The organism is Vogesella sp. LIG4 (assembly GCF_900090205.1).
Lineage (GTDB): Bacteria > Pseudomonadota > Gammaproteobacteria > Burkholderiales > Chromobacteriaceae > Vogesella.
In genome coordinates this window covers 2258443-2273534 of sequence record NZ_LT607802.1, presented here as the reverse complement: position 1 = coordinate 2273534, position 15092 = coordinate 2258443, and the positions used below count along the sequence as shown (strand labels likewise).

Sequence of the window (15092 nt, the reverse complement as noted above, 5' to 3'; positions counted from 1 at the left end):
ATTTGTTATTGTCACGGTGACAGTTACCGGCAGCAGGCAACTGTCACCATCACTTTTCCACCCCGCTGTCACGAGATGCCGATGAGCACCGCCACCCTGTACCAGCAGCTAGCCGATGACCTGTCCTCCGCCATCAACCTGGGCACCCTGCCACCCGGCTCGCGCCTGCCCTCGGTGCGCAAGACCGCCAGCAGCCGCCAGCTGTCGCTCAACACCGTGGTGGCCGCCTACCGCGTGCTGGAAGACCGCGGCCTGATCGAGGCGCGGCCGCAAAGCGGCTACTACGTGCGCTCGCGGCTGCCGTCGCCGGCGCGCGGCGCCAGCCACCGCCCCGGCCCGGCACGCGGCACCGACGGCGCAGTGCTGGATCTGATCGGCGCGGCATTGAAGGCGCAGCAGACACCGGGCTACATCGACATGGCACTGGCCTGCCCGCGCGGCGGCGACTTCTACCCCTCCGCCCGGCTGGCGCGGCTGATGGGCCAGGTGCTACGCAAACAGCCGGGGCTGGTGGGCAACTACGCGCTGCCGCCGGGCTCGGAACGGCTGCGCACCCAGATCGCCCGCCGCGGGCTGGAGCTGGGCATGGCGCTGCAGGCCGACAACATCATCCTCACCCACGGCGCCATGGAGGCACTGCAGCTGGCGTTGCGCGCCATCACCCGCCCCGGCGACACCGTGGGCATCGAATCGCCCACCTACTTCAACCTGCTGCCGCTGTTCAACAGCCTGGGGCTGAAGGCGGTGGAGATTCCCACCGACCCGCAGCACGGCCTGGCGCTGGACGCGCTGGAACTGCTGCTGCAGGAAAAGCGCCTCAACGCCATCATCGCCATGCCCAATGTGCACAACCCGCTGGGTTGCAGCATGCCCACCGACAACAAGAAAAGGTTGGCCGCACTGGTGAACCGCCACCGCGTGCCGCTGATCGAGGACGCGCTGTATGCCGAGCTGCAGTTCGGCGACGCACTGCAGCCGGCGGTGAAGGCTTTCGACCAGGACGGCTGGGTACTGGTCTGCGCCAGCTACACCAAGACGCTGGCGCCGGACTTCCGCGTCGGCTGGCTGGAAGGCGGCCGCTTTGGCGAGGAGATCAAGAAGCTGAAGTTCGCCAGCTCCATCGCCGAGCCGCTGGTGCTGTGCGAAACGCTGGGCACCTTCCTGGAATCCGGCGGCTACGACCACCACCTGCGCGCGCTCAAGCGCCGCTACGCGCTGCACGTGGACAAGGTGCGCGCGCTGATCGCCGAGCACTTCCCGCCCGGCACCCACGCCACCACCCCCAGCGGCGGCTTCCTGATCTGGGTGGAGCTGCCGGAGGACTACGACACGGTGGCGCTGTTCCACGCCGCCATCGCCGAGCGCATCAGCATCTCGCCCGGCCCGCTGTACTCGCCAAGCGGCCGCTACCGCAATGCGCTGCGGCTGTCCTGCTGCCAGCCGCTGGACGAGCGCTATGTTGGCGCACTGCAGCGGCTGGGCGAACTGGCGCGCAGTGCACGGGTACGGCGCGCACAGACGTAACGGCATGAGCACGTAGGGCGGGTTGGCTGCAGGTCATACCCGCGCAGCGCGCTGGTGCACGCGGGTATGAACCGCTGGTTCAACCCGCCCTACCGGTTCGGGCGACAGGTCGAAACAGTCACGACATGGCCATGCGGCCAACCCTCACCGTTGGCCGCATGATGGCGGAACACCCCGGCGGGGCTTCCGCCCTACTTCGCGGCAAACAACACGGCGGCTCACCATGAGCCGCCGTTGTTCCGTTCCGAGCACAAGCGTAGGGCAGGTTGGCTGCAAGCCATACCCGCGCAGCGCTGGTGGCTCACGCGGGTATGAACCGCTGGTTCAACCCGCCCTACCGGTTCGGGCGACAGGTCGAGACAGCCACGACATGGCACATGCGGCCAACCCTCAACGTTGGCCGCATGATGGCGGAACGCCCCTGCGGGGCTTCCGCCCTACTTCGCGGCAAACAACAACGGCGGTTCGCCATGAGCCGCCGTTGTTCTCTTCCGAGCGCAAAGGTAGGGCGGATGCCCGCTGGGCTATCCGCCGTTGTGACATAAGGTTGGCCGCAAGCAGGCAAGCAACAAAAACGGCGGCTCGCCCGCAGGCTGCCGCCGTTTCCACAACACCAGGACTTACAGGTAACGCGCTTCCAGGTGCGCGCGGAAGTGCGTCGGGTTCAGCGCCTCGCCGGTGGCGCGCTGCACCAGTTCGCCGGTTTCCCAGCGGCTGGCCTGCGACCAGATATTGGCTTCCAGCCAGTCGAACACCGGCGCCAGATCGCCGGCGGCGATGCGCGCGTCCAGATCCGGCACCTGGCGACGAATGGTGGCGAAGTATTGCGCCGCGTACATGGCACCCAGGGTGTAGCTGGGGAAGTAGCCGAAGCTGCCGTCGGTCCAGTGGATGTCCTGCATGCAGCCGTCGCGATAGTTGCCGCGGGTGTCGATGCCCAGGTAGGCCTGCATTTTCTCGTCCCACAGCGCCGGAATGTCCTCGGCCTCGATGTCGCCCTCGATCAGCGCGCGCTCGATTTCGAAGCGCAGGATCACGTGCGCCGGGTAGGTCAGCTCGTCGGCATCCACGCGGATGAAGCCGGGGCGAACGCGGGTATACATGCGCGACAGGTTGGCCGCATCGAACGCAGGCTGCTCGCCCAGGTGCTTGCGCACCAGCGGCGCGATCAGCTTGAGGAAGGCCGGGCCACGGCCCAGCTGCATCTCGAACGACAGGCTCTGGCTTTCGTGAATGCCCATCGACCGCGCCTGGCCCACCGGCAGGTGTACCAGTTCGCGCGGCAGGCGTTGCTCGTAGCGGGCATGGCCGGTCTCGTGCACGATGCCCATCATGCTCTGCATGAAGTCATCGGTGCGGTAACGGGTGGTGATGCGCACGTCCTCGGCCACGCCACCGCAGAACGGGTGTACAGAGACATCCAGCCGGCCGGCATCGAAATCGAAACCCAGCAGGCCCATGATCTCCATGCCCAGCGCGCGCTGGCTCTCCACCGCAAACGGCCCCTTGGCCGCCTGCAGCGTTTCACCGGCCTGCTTGTCCATGGCCTGGCGGATCAGCCCCGGCAGCCAGCTTTTCACGTCGCCGAAGATGCGCTCGACTTCGGCGCTGTTCATCCCCGGCTCGTATTTGTCCATCAGCGCGTCGTAGCGGCCCTTGCCGGTGGCGTCGGCCAGCAGCTGCGCCTCTTCACGCGACAGGCGCAGTACTTCGCGGAAGTTCTGCAGGAAGCCCTGCCAGTCGTTGGCCTTGCGCTGCTCGCGCCAGGCGTGCTCGCAACGGCTGCCGGCCAGCGCCTTGGCCTCCACCAGCGAAGCCGGCAGCAGGTTGGCATGCTGCCAGCTGCGGCGCATTTCGCGCAGCGAGGCGCGTTGGGTGGCGTCGAGGTCTTCCTGTTCGGCGGCAGCCAGCCAGCTCTTGAGCTGCGGGTCGGTCAGCGTGCCGTGCATCAGCACCGACAGCTCGGCCATGGCGGCACCGCGGGCATCGTTGCCCTGGGGCGGCATCATTGCCGCCTGGTCCCAGCCGGCAATGGCCGCCAGGTGCTGGTAGCGGTACAGGCGGGTAAAGATGGTTTCCAGTTGCTGGTAGGCAGGTGCGCTCATGCGGTACTCCGGGTGAAATCAGGGTTGGCCGCATGATGCCATTGGCAACGCCGGCGCTCAATTGGCCGGCGGAACAGCTGGCCACGATCTGCGGCGCTGCGGTGTTATAAACGGCGGCGGCGGCACGCTGAGCATTGGCAAACTCCGCGCCCCCCGGCCGTTTCTGCCTTGTCTCGCCCAGGCGGGCGAGATCGTACTCAGGCAGATTGCGCCTCCCCGAACTGGCCGCGCACGTCGGCATCCGGGAACGACAGCCAGTAGTAGAAGAATTCGCGGGCGATGGAGAGGAAGCTCTCCTTGGCCTCGCTGTCGCTCAGGTGCAGCAGCATGGCATCCACCGCCATGCGGTAGCTGTCCGGGTGGTGGCTCTGATCGTGCAGCAGGTACAAGAGCGGCTTGAGCAGCGCGCCGCGCTCGCCCAGCACTTCTTCCTCGGAACCCAGCTCGTACAGCTGGCCCAGGTACAGCTCCAGCGACGGCGGGAACTGGCTGTAGCCGTCCTGCTGCATGCGCTGCTGCAGGTCATCGAAGGAGGACAGTACCGGCAGGCGTACGTGGCGGGTGGTGAAGCCGGAGCGGGCGTTCATCTCGGTGACTTTCTTCACGTCGCCGATCCAGAAATAGTAGTACTCGCGCGCGGCGGTCATGGCGCCGGGGCGGTCTTCCGGCAGACACAGCGATAACAACGCATCCACCGCGGAGCGGTAGATGGTGGTGTTGCGCGGCTGGCCGCGCATCAGCAGGTTCAGCCGCGACAGCACACGGCGGCGCAGTACCAGTACCTCGCTATCCGCCCCCTTGCTTTCCAGTAGCCGCAGGTAGGCATCCAGTGCGTCCTGCGCATCACCCGTTTCTTGTTTGCTGCCTTTATCCGCGCTGCTCATGCGTGGCTGTCTCCAGAATTACGCGCGTGCTTCCCGCGCGGGCCCCAGCATAGCGCCTCATTCTTTATCAGACAATTCCGAAAACGCACCAAGCGCGAAATCAGCGGCCACGCGGCCGCAACGTCAGGCGCAGATCGCAGCCCACTTTGCGCACGTCGTCGATATCCAGCGGCAGCTTGTCGTCCAGCGAGTGCAGCGCCGGCCAGTCGAACAGGCCGCGCGCGGCATCGCCGGCCAGGTAGGGCGCCAGGTACAGCACCACCTCGTCCACCAGTGCGGCCTGCAGCAGTGCCCCGTTAAGACCGGCGCCGGCTTCCACCATCAGTTCGTTGATGCCGGCAGTGGCCAGCGCGGTGAGCAGCGCCGCCAGATCCACGCGCCCGTCGGCACCCGGCAGCGTCAGCAGCAGCACGCCGCGCGCGCGGTACGGTGCCAGCCGTGTTTCGTCCGTTACCGTGGTAGCCAGCCAGGTCGGCGCCTGCGTGGTGTCGTAGATACGAGCCTTCGGTGCGGTGGCGAGCTGGCCATCCACCACTACCCGCGCCGGCTGGCGCAGGCAGGGGGCGTCGCGCACCGTCAGCTGCGGGTCGTCCGCCAGCACGGTGCCGCTGCCGGTGAGCACGGCACAGTTGGCCGCACGCAGCGCGTGCACGTCGCGACGGGCATCGGCCGAGGTGATCCACTGGCTGACGCCGTTGAGCAACGCGGTCTTGCCATCCAGCGTGGCCGCCGCCTTCAGCGTAACAAACGGCCGCTGCCGGCTGACACGCGACAGGAAGCCGCGATGCACGCGCCGCGCCTCGGCCTCCAGCAGGCCGGCCTCGGCCGGAATGCCGGCCGCCTGCAGCATGGCAATGCCGCGGCCGGCCACTTCGTGGTACGGGTCCACCATGGCCGCGACGACACGGCCGATTTTTTCCGCAATCAGCCGCCCGGCGCATGGCGGGGTGCGGCCGTGGTGGCTGCACGGCTCCAGCGTGACGTAGGCGGTGGCGCCGACCGGGCTCAGACCACGCGCGTAACAATCCTTGATTGCCTGGATCTCGGCGTGATCGCCGCCCACCTGCAGGGTGGCGCCCTCGCCTATCACGGCACCATCGCGCACCAGCACGCAGCCCACGCCCGGGTTGGGCGCGGCACGGCGGGTGGCGGCAGCGGCCAGGCGCAGCGCCTGCTGCATATAGCGGTGGTCGTCGGCGGAGAAGCTCACGGCAGCGCGGCCCATTCACTGTCCAGCAGGCTGTAGATGCGCGCATCCCAGTAGCGGTCGCGGATATGCAGGTAGCCGCGCAGCACGCCTTCCAACTGGAAGCCCATGCGTTCGGCCACCGCGCAGCTGCGCAGGTTGGCCGCAGCGGAAATGATCTCCAGGCGGTGCAGCCCCATCTGCTGGAAGGCGATATCCATCAGCAGTTGCAGCGCCTGCGGCAGAATGCCGTGGCCGACGTAGGCATCGCCCAGCCAGTAGCCCAGGCTGGCGCGGCAGTCCTGGCTGCTGATGCTGTGCAGATCGCACACGCCGGCCGGCTGATCGTCCACCATGATCAGGCAGGTGCGCGAGGCACCGACACTGCGCTCGCAGGTGCGCAGCTGCAGGAATTCGCGCACCTGTTCCTCGCTCTGCGCGCTATCCACCCACGGCAGCCACTGGCCCAGCGCATCGCGGCTGGAGTTGATCAGCCCGAACAGCTGGGCCGCGTGTGTTTCTTCGGCCTCGCACAGCGTAATGCGGGATGTAGTCATATCGGGCCTCCAAAGCGGAAGCGGCTGTCATTGCCGCAAAAAGCGCGGGGTCATGGGCACCGCGGCGGCGGCGCTGGCCGGCATCAGGGTTTCTTCTGGATTTCCTTGATGGCATCGCTGAATTCGGCGATGTCCTGGAAGCTCTTGTACACCGAAGCGAAGCGCACGTAGGCCACCTTGTCCAGCTTGGCCAGCTCGTTCATCACCATTTCGCCGATCTGGCGGCTGGATACCTCGCGCTCGCCCAGCTGCAGCAGGCGCTGGCAGATGCGGTCGATGGCGTCGTCCACCAGCGGGGTGGACACCGGGCGCTTGTGCAGCGCGCGCATGAAGCTGGTACGCACCCGCTCCACGTCGAAATCGATGCGATGGCCACCGGCCTTCACCACCTGCGGCATGCGCACGTCGGCGGTTTCAAAGGTGGTAAAGCGCTTTTCGCAGGCGAGGCAGCGGCGGCGGCGGCGAATGGTGCTGCCGTCATCGCTGACGCGGGAATCCACCACCTGGGTATCCATACCACCGCAGAAAGGACATTTCATTGTTTTACGTCTCGCTTGCTTGCCATAGCCGGATGTTATCAGCAAACCCGCTGTCAATTTAAGCCTTGCCGGCCGGAAACAGCGCAAATAGCCGCCCAGCCCGGCGATCCATGCAAAACGGGCCGCCCAGGGCGACCCGTTGTCATGCGGCCAACTTTCAGAACCGCTTTACGATCCAGCGAGCTAGAGCGAGACAAGGCGAAAACGGCTGAGGAGGCGGAGTTGACATGCAGTCAACGAGCATTCCGGAGACGGTTTCAACGCCGTATCGCCGACGCGCAGCAGATCGTCAGCAAGTCCTCAGCGGGTCATCAGCCAGTCCACGTAGCGATCCACCCCCTGTTCCACGGTAAGCATCGGCTCCTGGTAGCCGGCTTCGCGCAGCTTGCCGATATCGGCCTGGGTAAAGCTCTGGTACTTGCCCTTCAGCGCGTCCGGAAAGTCGATGTATTCCAGGATGCCCTGCTGCACCAGTTCGGCCAGGCTCAGTGCCGGCTTGCCCTCGTGGCGGCGGCAGGCGTTGACGGTGGCCACCGCCACGTCGTTGAACGGCTGTGCGCGGCCGGAGCCCAGGTTGAAGATACCGCTCTGGTCCGGGTTGTCCAGGAAGTACAGGTTCACCTTCACCACGTCTTCCACCGACACGAAGTCGCGGCTCTGGGTGCCGTCGGCGTAGCCATCGTAGCCGCCGAACAGCTTCACCTTGCCGGTTTCGCGGTACTGGTTGAAGTTGTGGAACGCAACCGAGGCCATGCGGCCCTTGTGCTGCTCCTGCGGGCCGTAGACGTTGAAGTAGCGGAAACCGGCCACCTGCGAGGTGAGGCCCTCGCGCATGCGGCGGCGCAATACCTGGTCGAACAGGAACTTGGAGTAGCCGTAGACGTTGAGCGGGCCTTCGTACTGGCGGTCTTCCTTGAACACCGTGCCCTTGCCGTAGGTAGCAGCGCTGGAGGCGTACAGCAGCGGCACTTCCTCGGCCTGGCAGAATTCGAACAGCTCCAGCGTGTACTGGTAGTTGTTCTCCATCATGTACTTGCCGTCGTGGTTCATGGTGTCCGAGCAGGCACCCTGATGCAGGATGGCGCGCAGCTCACCGTCGAAATCGCCGCTGCCGATCAGGTTGATGAAGTCTTCCTTGTCCAGGTAGTCGCTGATCTCGCAATCCACCAGGTTGACGAATTTGTCACCCTTGGTGAGGTTGTCTACCGCCAGGATGTCGGTTTCGCCGCGCGCATTCAGCGCCTTGACGATGTTGGAGCCGATGAAGCCGGCGGCGCCGGTAACGACGATGGTCATGTGTATTCCTCGTTGCGCGGGCCGGCTTGCGGCCAACCCGCTATCAGATTCGGTTAAAAGCTGCTGCCCGGCTGCTGCAGAAAGGCGGTTTCTTCTGCGGTGTTGTCGCGCCCCAGCGCCGCGTTGCGGTGCGGAAAGCGACCGAAGCGGGCGATGATGTCGCGGTGGCGCCGTGCGTAGTCCAGCACGCCGGCGTAGCCGGGGCTGTCCGCCGGCAGCGCACCGAAGCAGCGCACGCAGTCGTCCTGGTCGCTCAGCCGTTCGCTGTGCTCCAGCGGCAGGTAGCAGAACCAGCGCGCCACCGGCGGCAGCTGGGCGTCCAGCCCGGCCGCCAGCATGGCATGCGCCACGTCGCGCGCCCGCGCATCGCTGGCAAAGGCACGCGCATCGCCACGAAACAGGTTGCGCGGAAACTGGTCGGCCACGATCAGCCAGGCCAGCGTCTGGCGCGCATCGTGCAGCGCCGGCTCCAGCCTGTCTGCCTGCAACCCGTCCACCAGTGGCAGGAAACGTTCGCGGATGATGGTGTCGAACACCTCGTCCTTCCGGAACCAGGCATCACGCGGCACGGCCAGCAGCTCGTCGCTGCTGCCGCCGAACCAGAACTGCAGGACTTCCTCGTGCCACAACATGCCAGCCTCGCTTTCTGCGACGGTTACAGGGCAAACAGCTCGCGTTGCTGGCACACCGCGGTGCCCAGCTTGGCCACCACGATGCCGGCGGCGGCATTGGCCAGGCTCATCGCCTGCGGCAGCGGCAGGCCGGCGGCCAGCATCAGGCCCAGGGTACCGATAACGGTATCGCCGGCGCCGGAGACGTCGTACACCTCCTTGGCCAGCGTCGGCTCATGCAGCGCGCCGTCGGCACGAAACAGCGTCATGCCTTCCTCGCTGCGCGTTACCAGCAGTGCATCCAGATTCAGCTCGCTGCGCAGGCTCTCGGCCTTGGCATTGAGCTGCTCTTCGCTCTGCCAGCTGCCGGCCACCTGGCGGAACTCGCTGCGGTTCGGCGTCAGCAGGGTTGCGCCGGCGTACTTGCTGTAGTCGTCACCCTTGGGGTCGATCAGCACCGGTTTGCCGGCGGCTCGCGCCAGTTCGATCATGCGCGATACGTGAGTCAGGCCGCCCTTGCCGTAGTCGGACAAGATCACCACATCGTGCTCGGCAACGATGGTGGCGTACTCGTCCAGCTTGTCGGCCAGAATCTCGTGGCTGGGCGCATCTTCGAAGTCCAGGCGGATCAGCTGCTGCTGACGCGCCACCACGCGCAGTTTCACGGTGGTGGAAATCTCCGCATCACGCTTGAGCGAGGCGGTAATGCCATCGGCTTCCAGCAGACGCGACAACGCGCTGGCGGCTTCGTCATCGCCCACCACCGACAGGATGGTGGCCTTGCCGCCCAGGCTGGCGATATTGCGCGCCACGTTGGCCGCACCACCGGCACGCTCTTCCATGCGGTTGATGCGTGCCACCGGTACCGGCGCTTCCGGCGAGATACGGCTGACATCGCCGAACCAGTAGCGGTCCAGCATCACGTCGCCCACTACCAGCACGCGGCTGGCAGCCAGTTTGTTACTCAGGGTGTCGGGGGTCAGGCCCAGTTGCTGCAGCAGACTCATCGATGCCCTACCCTCAGCCGCGCGCCTGTTGCCAGGCGCGGATATCGGCGTTGATGTCGGACAGCACGCCCAGCGGGTCTTCGGCGCGGGTGATCGGACGGCCGATCACCAGATAGTCGGCGCCGGCTTCCAGTGCAGCCACCGGGGTCATCACCCGGCGCTGGTCGTCGGCGGCGCTGTCGGCCAGGCGGATGCCCGGGGTAATCAGCTTGAAGTCCTGGCCCAGCAGCGACTTCAGCTCGGTAGCCTCCTGCGCCGAACACACCACGCCGTCCAGCCCGCTGTCGCGGGTGAGCTGCGCCAGGCGCAGTACCTGCTCGTGCGGCGACACGGTGATGCCGACTTCGGCCAGGTCGGCGGCTTCCATGCTGGTGAGCACGGTAACCGCGATCAGCAGCGGCGGATGGCTGCAATGCGCCAGCGCGTCAGCAGCAGCGCTCATCATGCGGCGGCCGCCGGAAGCGTGCACGTTGACCATCCACACGCCCAGATCGGAGGCCATCTTGCAGGCCTGCGCCACGGTATTGGGAATGTCGTGGAATTTCAGGTCCAGGAACACCTGGAAGCCGCGTGCGGCCAACTGTTCCACCAGCTGCGGGCCGGCGGCGGTGAACAGCTCCTTGCCGACTTTCAGCCGGCACTCGGCCGGGTCCAGTCGCGCGGCAAAGGCCAGCGCGGCATCGGCGGTGGCAAAGTCCAGTGCCACCAGCACCGGCGACGCGGTAACACCCGCGGCATTGTCGAGAATCAGGGGATTCATGCTGTTATCCGTATTCTTTCAATGGGTTTCCGAGCGGTTGGGCGTAAAGCTTTCCCACTCGCCACAGGCCGGGCAGTGCCAGAAGAACGCCCGCGAACGGAAGTTGCAGCGCTTGCAGCGGTGCACGTTCAGCTTCTGCGCGTGCTTCATCACCAGCGCGCGCGCCACCTCGGCATCCATACGCCCTTCCGGGCTCAACTCATCCATCTGCGCCTCGATGAGGCGATAGACACCCAGCAGGTTGGGGCGGGCATGCACCGCTTCGCGCGCGGCTTCCAGTGCCTTGGCCTCGCCTTCGTAGGTAGCCACCTTTTGGTATAGAAGATCGGTGAGCTCCAGCTGCGAAAAGGTGCGCTGGTAGCCGCGCAACAGGGCGATGCCCTCATGCGGTTTGCCCAGCGCTTCGTAGGCGTCGAACAGGCGTTCGGCCACCATGGCCAGGTATTCGTAGTTCTGTTTCTCGATGGCCTGCCAGGCGGCAATCGCCGCTTCCTGGCGGCCTTCGGCCACTTCGATGTCGCCCAGCAGGATGCTGGCGCGCACGCACTTGCGGTTGGCCGCAAACGCCTCGGCCACGTAGTGGCGGGCCTTGTCGTAATCGGACTGGTACAGCGAGGCCTGCGCCAGTTCGCAGAAGAACTGCGCCACCTCGTGCTGGAAGGAGTGCGCATCGCTGCGCAGCTCGCGCGCGGTGCTGATCGCTTTCTCCCAGTCGCGATCCTGCTGGTAGATGCTCAGCAGCTGCTCGCGCGCCGGCTTGCCCATGCTGTGGCTCTTTTGCAGCGTCAGCAGGATTTCCTCGGCGCGATCCACCAGCCCGGCCTTGTGGAAGTCCTGCGACAGCTCGAAGCGCACCTGTGCCTTCTGTTCGGCAGTGAGGTCCGGTTGCTCCAGCGTCTGCTGGTGCAGGCGGATGGCGCGGTCGTTCTCGCCGCGGCGGCGGTACAGTTTGCCCAGGCTCAGCTGCACGTCCAGTGCATCCGGATGCGCGCGCGCCACTTCGGCCAGCGAGCGCGACGCCACGTCGGTGCGATCATCCACCAGCGCATCCAGCCCCTTGTAAAAGGCGGCCGGTACTTCCTTGGCCTGCTTCAGTACGGCGCGCAGGTCAACGCGCGCGGCCAGCCAGCCCAGGCCGAAAAACGCCGGGAACAGCAACAGCCACCACAGATCTAGATCCAACATTCAACCTCGGAAAACAGGAAAGCCGCCGGCTCAATCGGCCAGGGCATCGCTCGGATCGGACACCACCTTGCTGGCGGTCTGACGGGAGCGCAGTTCCTTCTTGAGCTGCGACAGCTCGCGACGGACGCGCAGGGAATAGGCAAACGTCGCCACCAGGCCGATAACGGCGCCGGCAACGAAGAAAATCAGCAGCAGCAGGATCAGCGGCACTTGCCAGCTGTGGCCGAAGAACAGTTTGAATTCGACCACGGTGCTGTTCTGCACGGTGACCGCAACCAGCAGGACGAGCAGCAGCAGCTCAAACAAGCGGAACAGGTAACGCATGGGAATCTCACTGGGTTGACTCTGGGATAGGCCGCCCGCGCCATGACAACGGCGGCAAAACGGTCTGCGGGGCAAGTTTAAACGAAAGCGCGGCACCTCCCAAGCGCGCCGGGCATAAAAAAACGCTGTGACCCGGAGGTCACAGCGTTGATTGGCAGGCTGCCAGAGGCTTACTGGTCGGCTTCGTCAGCGAGATCTACCCGCTCACGCAATTCCTTGCCTGCCTTGAAATGCGGTACGTATTTCTCAGGCACGACAACGCTGCTGCCTGATTTGGGGTTGCGACCAACCCGCGGCGGACGGTAGTTCAGATCGAAGCTACCGAAGCCGCGAATCTCGATTCGCTGCCCTTTTGCCAGGCTGCCGGCCATCGCATCCAGAATGGTTTTGACGGCCAGCTCAGCATCTTTGGCGACCAACTGAGGATAACGCTCGGCAAGCCTCGCAATAAGCTCAGATTTGGTCATGTCCATGGCTTACTCGTTGCCGCCGGACAGTTTTGCCTTCAGCAGCGCGCCCAGGCTGGTGGTACCAGCGGACACGTTTGCATCGGAGGATACGGCTGCCATGGCAGCTTTCTCTTCCTGCATGTCCTTGGCCTTGATGGACAGGCTGATGGAGCGGGACTTGCGATCAACAGCGATGATCACGGTTTCGACTTCGTCACCCTCTTTAACGTGGGTGCGGATGTCTTCAACGCGGTCGCGGGAGACTTCGGAAGCACGCAGGTAGCCTTCAACGTCGGCATCCAGCTGGATCACGGCGCCCTTGGCATCAGCGGACTTCACGGTACCCTTCACCAGGGAGCCCTTGTCGTTCATGGCAACGTAGTTGTTGAACGGATCACCTTCCAGTTGCTTGATACCCAGGGAGATGCGTTCTTTTTCCACGTCGATGGACAGAACAACGGCTTCAACCTCGTCGCCCTTCTTGAACTTGCGCACGGCTTCTTCGCCGGTTTCAGCCCAGGACAGGTCGGACAGGTGAACCAGACCGTCGATGCCGCCCGGCAGACCAACGAACACGCCGAAGTCGGTGATGGACTTGATCGCGCCCTTCAGCTTGTCGCCCTTCTTGAAGTTGTCGGCGAATTCGTTCCACGGGTTGGCCTGGCACTGCTTCATGCCCAGGCTGATACGACGACGTTCTTCGTCGATCTCGAGGATCATCACTTCCACTTCGTCGCCAACCTGAACTACCTTGGACGGGTGTACGTTCTTGTTGGTCCAGTCCATTTCGGACACGTGTACCAGACCTTCGATGCCCTGCTCGATTTCCACGAACGCACCGTAGTCGGTCAGGTTGGTCACCTTGCCGAACAGGCGGGTGCCGGACGGGTAACGACGGGACAGGCCCACCCACGGATCTTCGCCCAGTTGCTTCAGACCCAGGGATACGCGGTTCTTCTCTTGATCGAACTTCAGTACCTTGGCTTCTACTTCGTCGCCAACAGCCAGAACTTCGGACGGGTGCTTCACACGACGCCATGCCAGGTCGGTGATGTGCAGCAGGCCGTCGATACCGCCCAGGTCAACGAACGCACCGTAGTCGGTGATGTTCTTGACGATACCCTTGATAACAGCACCTTCGCGCAGGGTTTCCAGCAGTGCCTTGCGCTCTTCGCCCAGGGTCTCTTCCAGAACGGCGCGGCGGGATACCACAACGTTGTTACGCTTGCGGTCCAGCTTGATAACCTTGAACTCGACTTCCTTGCCTTCGTACGGGGTGGTGTCTTTCACCGGACGCACGTCAACCAGGGAACCCGGCAGGAAGGCACGGATGCCGTTGACCATAACGGTCAGACCACCCTTCACCTTGCCGCTGATAACACCGGACAGGATCTTGCCGGCTTCCAGCGCTTCTTCCAGGTCAACCCATGCAGCCAGACGCTTGGCTTTTTCACGGGACAGCTTGGTTTCGCCGAAACCGTTTTCCAGGGAATCGATCGCAACGGTAACGAAGTCGCCTACGTTAACTTCCAGTTGGCCGTTGTCGTTCTTGAATTCTTCAACCGGGATCAGGGATTCGGACTTCAGACCGGCGTTAACGGTCACGAAGTTGGAATCAACGCCAACAACTTCAGCGGTGATCACTTCACCAGCGCGCATCTCCTGCAGGGAGAGGCTTTCTTCAAACAGCGCGGCAAAGCTTTCCATTTCGAAGGTAGTCATTCGATATACTCACATGTGCGTGCCTTGCGTCACGCGGGGTCAGGTTGATAGACGCAGCCAGCGCAAGGGAAATACAAGCTGCGTTTACAAAAAATTAATGGCCGGGCCACGTCGTTGCGGGAATCCGCCGCAATCTGTTGTCAGACAGCGGCGAACCACGCCAGCACCTGATCGACCGCCTGGTCGATAGTCAGGGCCGAGGTGTCCAGCAAGCGGGCATCCGGCTCTTGCCTCAGCGGAGCAACCGTGCGGGCGGCATCGCGCGCGTCCCGTTCGGAGATATCCAGCTGAATCTGAACGAGATTAGCAGATTCCCCTTTTGCGATCAACTGCTTATAGCGCCGCTCGGCACGCACCGCAGCGCTGGCGGTCAGGAAAACCTTCAGTTCGGCACGCGGAAACACCACCGAACCCATGTCGCGGCCGTCGGCCACCAGGCCCGGCGGGGTCAGAAAGGCGCGCTGGCGCTCCAGGAGCGCGGCGCGCACTTCCGGCAGCGCTGCCACCTTGGACGCGCCCATGCCGATATCCTCGGCGCGAATCGCCGCGCTGACATCGTTGCCATCCAGCCACACCTTGCCATCGCGGAATGCCGCCGGCAGCTGTGCGGCCAACCTGGCTACGCCCTGGGCGTCTTCCCAGCTCACGCCCTCGCGCAGCGCATACAGCGCGGTGAGGCGGTACAGCGCGCCGGAATCCAGATAATGAAAGCCCAGCTTGTCGGCCACCAGCGCGGCCACCGTACCCTTGCCGGATGCCGACGGACCATCGATGGTGATTACAGGTTTCAACGTAGGCATGTCACATCGCCTTGAATCAAAACCGGATATTGTAACGCAGCTCGCCACCCGGCAGCAGGTTTGCGTCGCAGTGCACAAAACCGGTACAGTCGCTGCACGAGATCACCCCGCGCGGCGCCCTGCCGCACGCCAAAAAGACAAGA

At 64.6% G+C, this 15092-nt stretch carries 15 protein-coding genes; 1 reads left to right on the top strand and 14 read right to left on the bottom strand.

What is annotated here, in order from left to right; translation table 11 throughout:
- Positions 1-81 precede the first annotated feature (81 nt).
- Positions 82-1524 (top strand): PLP-dependent aminotransferase family protein, encoded by a 1443-nt coding sequence (locus PSELUDRAFT_RS10700; protein ID WP_088966837.1) that lies wholly within the window; start codon positions 82-84, stop codon positions 1522-1524.
- Positions 1525-2144: 620 nt separating this feature from the next.
- On the opposite strand, the gene PSELUDRAFT_RS10695 is transcribed toward PSELUDRAFT_RS10700, so the two are convergent.
- From PSELUDRAFT_RS10695 to cmk, 14 genes are all read right to left on the bottom strand, one after another.
- Entirely contained in the window at positions 2145-3629 is a 1485-nt protein-coding gene (locus tag PSELUDRAFT_RS10695; protein ID WP_088966836.1) for a carboxypeptidase M32, read from the bottom strand.
- A 197-nt stretch (positions 3630-3826) separates the two neighbouring features.
- Entirely contained in the window at positions 3827-4513 is a 687-nt protein-coding gene (locus PSELUDRAFT_RS10690) for a hypothetical protein (protein ID WP_088966835.1), read from the bottom strand.
- A 100-nt stretch (positions 4514-4613) separates the two neighbouring features.
- Positions 4614-5738, bottom strand: a complete 1125-nt coding sequence (gene ribD, locus PSELUDRAFT_RS10685; RefSeq protein ID WP_197693851.1) for a bifunctional diaminohydroxyphosphoribosylaminopyrimidine deaminase/5-amino-6-(5-phosphoribosylamino)uracil reductase RibD — start codon at positions 5736-5738, stop codon at positions 4614-4616.
- A complete protein-coding gene (locus tag PSELUDRAFT_RS10680) occupies positions 5720-6256 on the bottom strand; it encodes a GNAT family N-acetyltransferase (protein WP_088966834.1) in 537 nt (178 codons plus the stop codon). The genes ribD and PSELUDRAFT_RS10680 overlap by 19 nt, the downstream gene beginning before the upstream one ends.
- Positions 6257-6339: 83 nt before the next feature.
- The gene (nrdR, locus tag PSELUDRAFT_RS10675) at positions 6340-6795 is read right to left on the bottom strand and encodes a transcriptional regulator NrdR (RefSeq protein WP_088966833.1); all 456 of its coding nucleotides are present in this window, start codon (positions 6793-6795) and stop codon (positions 6340-6342) included.
- A gap of 300 nt (positions 6796-7095) precedes the next feature.
- Positions 7096-8091 (bottom strand): ADP-glyceromanno-heptose 6-epimerase, encoded by a 996-nt coding sequence (gene rfaD, locus PSELUDRAFT_RS10670; RefSeq protein WP_088966832.1) that lies wholly within the window; start codon positions 8089-8091, stop codon positions 7096-7098.
- Positions 8092-8144: 53 nt separating this feature from the next.
- The gene (locus PSELUDRAFT_RS10665) at positions 8145-8723 is read right to left on the bottom strand and encodes a DUF924 family protein (protein WP_088966831.1); all 579 of its coding nucleotides are present in this window, start codon (positions 8721-8723) and stop codon (positions 8145-8147) included.
- Between the two features lie 23 nt (positions 8724-8746).
- Entirely contained in the window at positions 8747-9709 is a 963-nt protein-coding gene (gene rfaE1, locus PSELUDRAFT_RS10660; RefSeq protein ID WP_088966830.1) for a D-glycero-beta-D-manno-heptose-7-phosphate kinase, read from the bottom strand.
- A gap of 13 nt (positions 9710-9722) precedes the next feature.
- Complete coding sequence (pyrF, locus tag PSELUDRAFT_RS10655; RefSeq protein ID WP_088966829.1) at positions 9723-10469, bottom strand: orotidine-5'-phosphate decarboxylase; 747 nt, start codon at positions 10467-10469, stop codon at positions 9723-9725.
- Between the two features lie 18 nt (positions 10470-10487).
- Complete coding sequence (lapB, locus tag PSELUDRAFT_RS10650) at positions 10488-11651, bottom strand: lipopolysaccharide assembly protein LapB (protein ID WP_179947601.1); 1164 nt, start codon at positions 11649-11651, stop codon at positions 10488-10490.
- Positions 11652-11684: 33 nt separating this feature from the next.
- Positions 11685-11978 (bottom strand): lipopolysaccharide assembly protein LapA domain-containing protein, encoded by a 294-nt coding sequence (locus tag PSELUDRAFT_RS10645; RefSeq protein ID WP_088966827.1) that lies wholly within the window; start codon positions 11976-11978, stop codon positions 11685-11687.
- 170 nt (positions 11979-12148) lie between these two features.
- Positions 12149-12445: an integration host factor subunit beta gene (locus tag PSELUDRAFT_RS10640; protein WP_088968464.1), complete on the bottom strand. Its 297-nt coding sequence runs from the start codon at positions 12443-12445 to the stop codon at positions 12149-12151.
- A gap of 9 nt (positions 12446-12454) precedes the next feature.
- Complete coding sequence (rpsA, locus tag PSELUDRAFT_RS10635) at positions 12455-14134, bottom strand: 30S ribosomal protein S1 (RefSeq protein ID WP_088968463.1); 1680 nt, start codon at positions 14132-14134, stop codon at positions 12455-12457.
- 155 nt (positions 14135-14289) lie between these two features.
- On the bottom strand, positions 14290-14949 hold the full coding sequence (gene cmk / locus PSELUDRAFT_RS10630; protein ID WP_088966826.1) for a (d)CMP kinase: 660 nt from the start codon (positions 14947-14949) through the stop codon (positions 14290-14292).
- Between the last annotated feature and the right edge of the window lie 143 nt (positions 14950-15092).

Coding starts and splice junctions, on each gene's coding strand:
- PSELUDRAFT_RS10700 (WP_088966837.1), top strand. CDS start 82: ATGAGCACCGCCACCCTGTACCAGCAGCTAGCCGATGACCTGTCCTCC.
- PSELUDRAFT_RS10695 (WP_088966836.1), bottom strand. CDS start 3,629: ATGAGCGCACCTGCCTACCAGCAACTGGAAACCATCTTTACCCGCCTG.
- PSELUDRAFT_RS10690 (WP_088966835.1), bottom strand. CDS start 4,513: ATGAGCAGCGCGGATAAAGGCAGCAAACAAGAAACGGGTGATGCGCAG.
- ribD (WP_197693851.1), bottom strand. CDS start 5,738: ATGGGCCGCGCTGCCGTGAGCTTCTCCGCCGACGACCACCGCTATATG.
- PSELUDRAFT_RS10680 (WP_088966834.1), bottom strand. CDS start 6,256: ATGACTACATCCCGCATTACGCTGTGCGAGGCCGAAGAAACACACGCG.
- nrdR (WP_088966833.1), bottom strand. CDS start 6,795: ATGAAATGTCCTTTCTGCGGTGGTATGGATACCCAGGTGGTGGATTCC.
- rfaD (WP_088966832.1), bottom strand. CDS start 8,091: ATGACCATCGTCGTTACCGGCGCCGCCGGCTTCATCGGCTCCAACATC.
- PSELUDRAFT_RS10665 (WP_088966831.1), bottom strand. CDS start 8,723: ATGTTGTGGCACGAGGAAGTCCTGCAGTTCTGGTTCGGCGGCAGCAGC.
- rfaE1 (WP_088966830.1), bottom strand. CDS start 9,709: ATGAGTCTGCTGCAGCAACTGGGCCTGACCCCCGACACCCTGAGTAAC.
- pyrF (WP_088966829.1), bottom strand. CDS start 10,469: ATGAATCCCCTGATTCTCGACAATGCCGCGGGTGTTACCGCGTCGCCG.
- PSELUDRAFT_RS10645 (WP_088966827.1), bottom strand. CDS start 11,978: ATGCGTTACCTGTTCCGCTTGTTTGAGCTGCTGCTGCTCGTCCTGCTG.
- PSELUDRAFT_RS10640 (WP_088968464.1), bottom strand. CDS start 12,445: ATGACCAAATCTGAGCTTATTGCGAGGCTTGCCGAGCGTTATCCTCAG.
- rpsA (WP_088968463.1), bottom strand. CDS start 14,134: ATGGAAAGCTTTGCCGCGCTGTTTGAAGAAAGCCTCTCCCTGCAGGAG.
- cmk (WP_088966826.1), bottom strand. CDS start 14,949: ATGCCTACGTTGAAACCTGTAATCACCATCGATGGTCCGTCGGCATCC.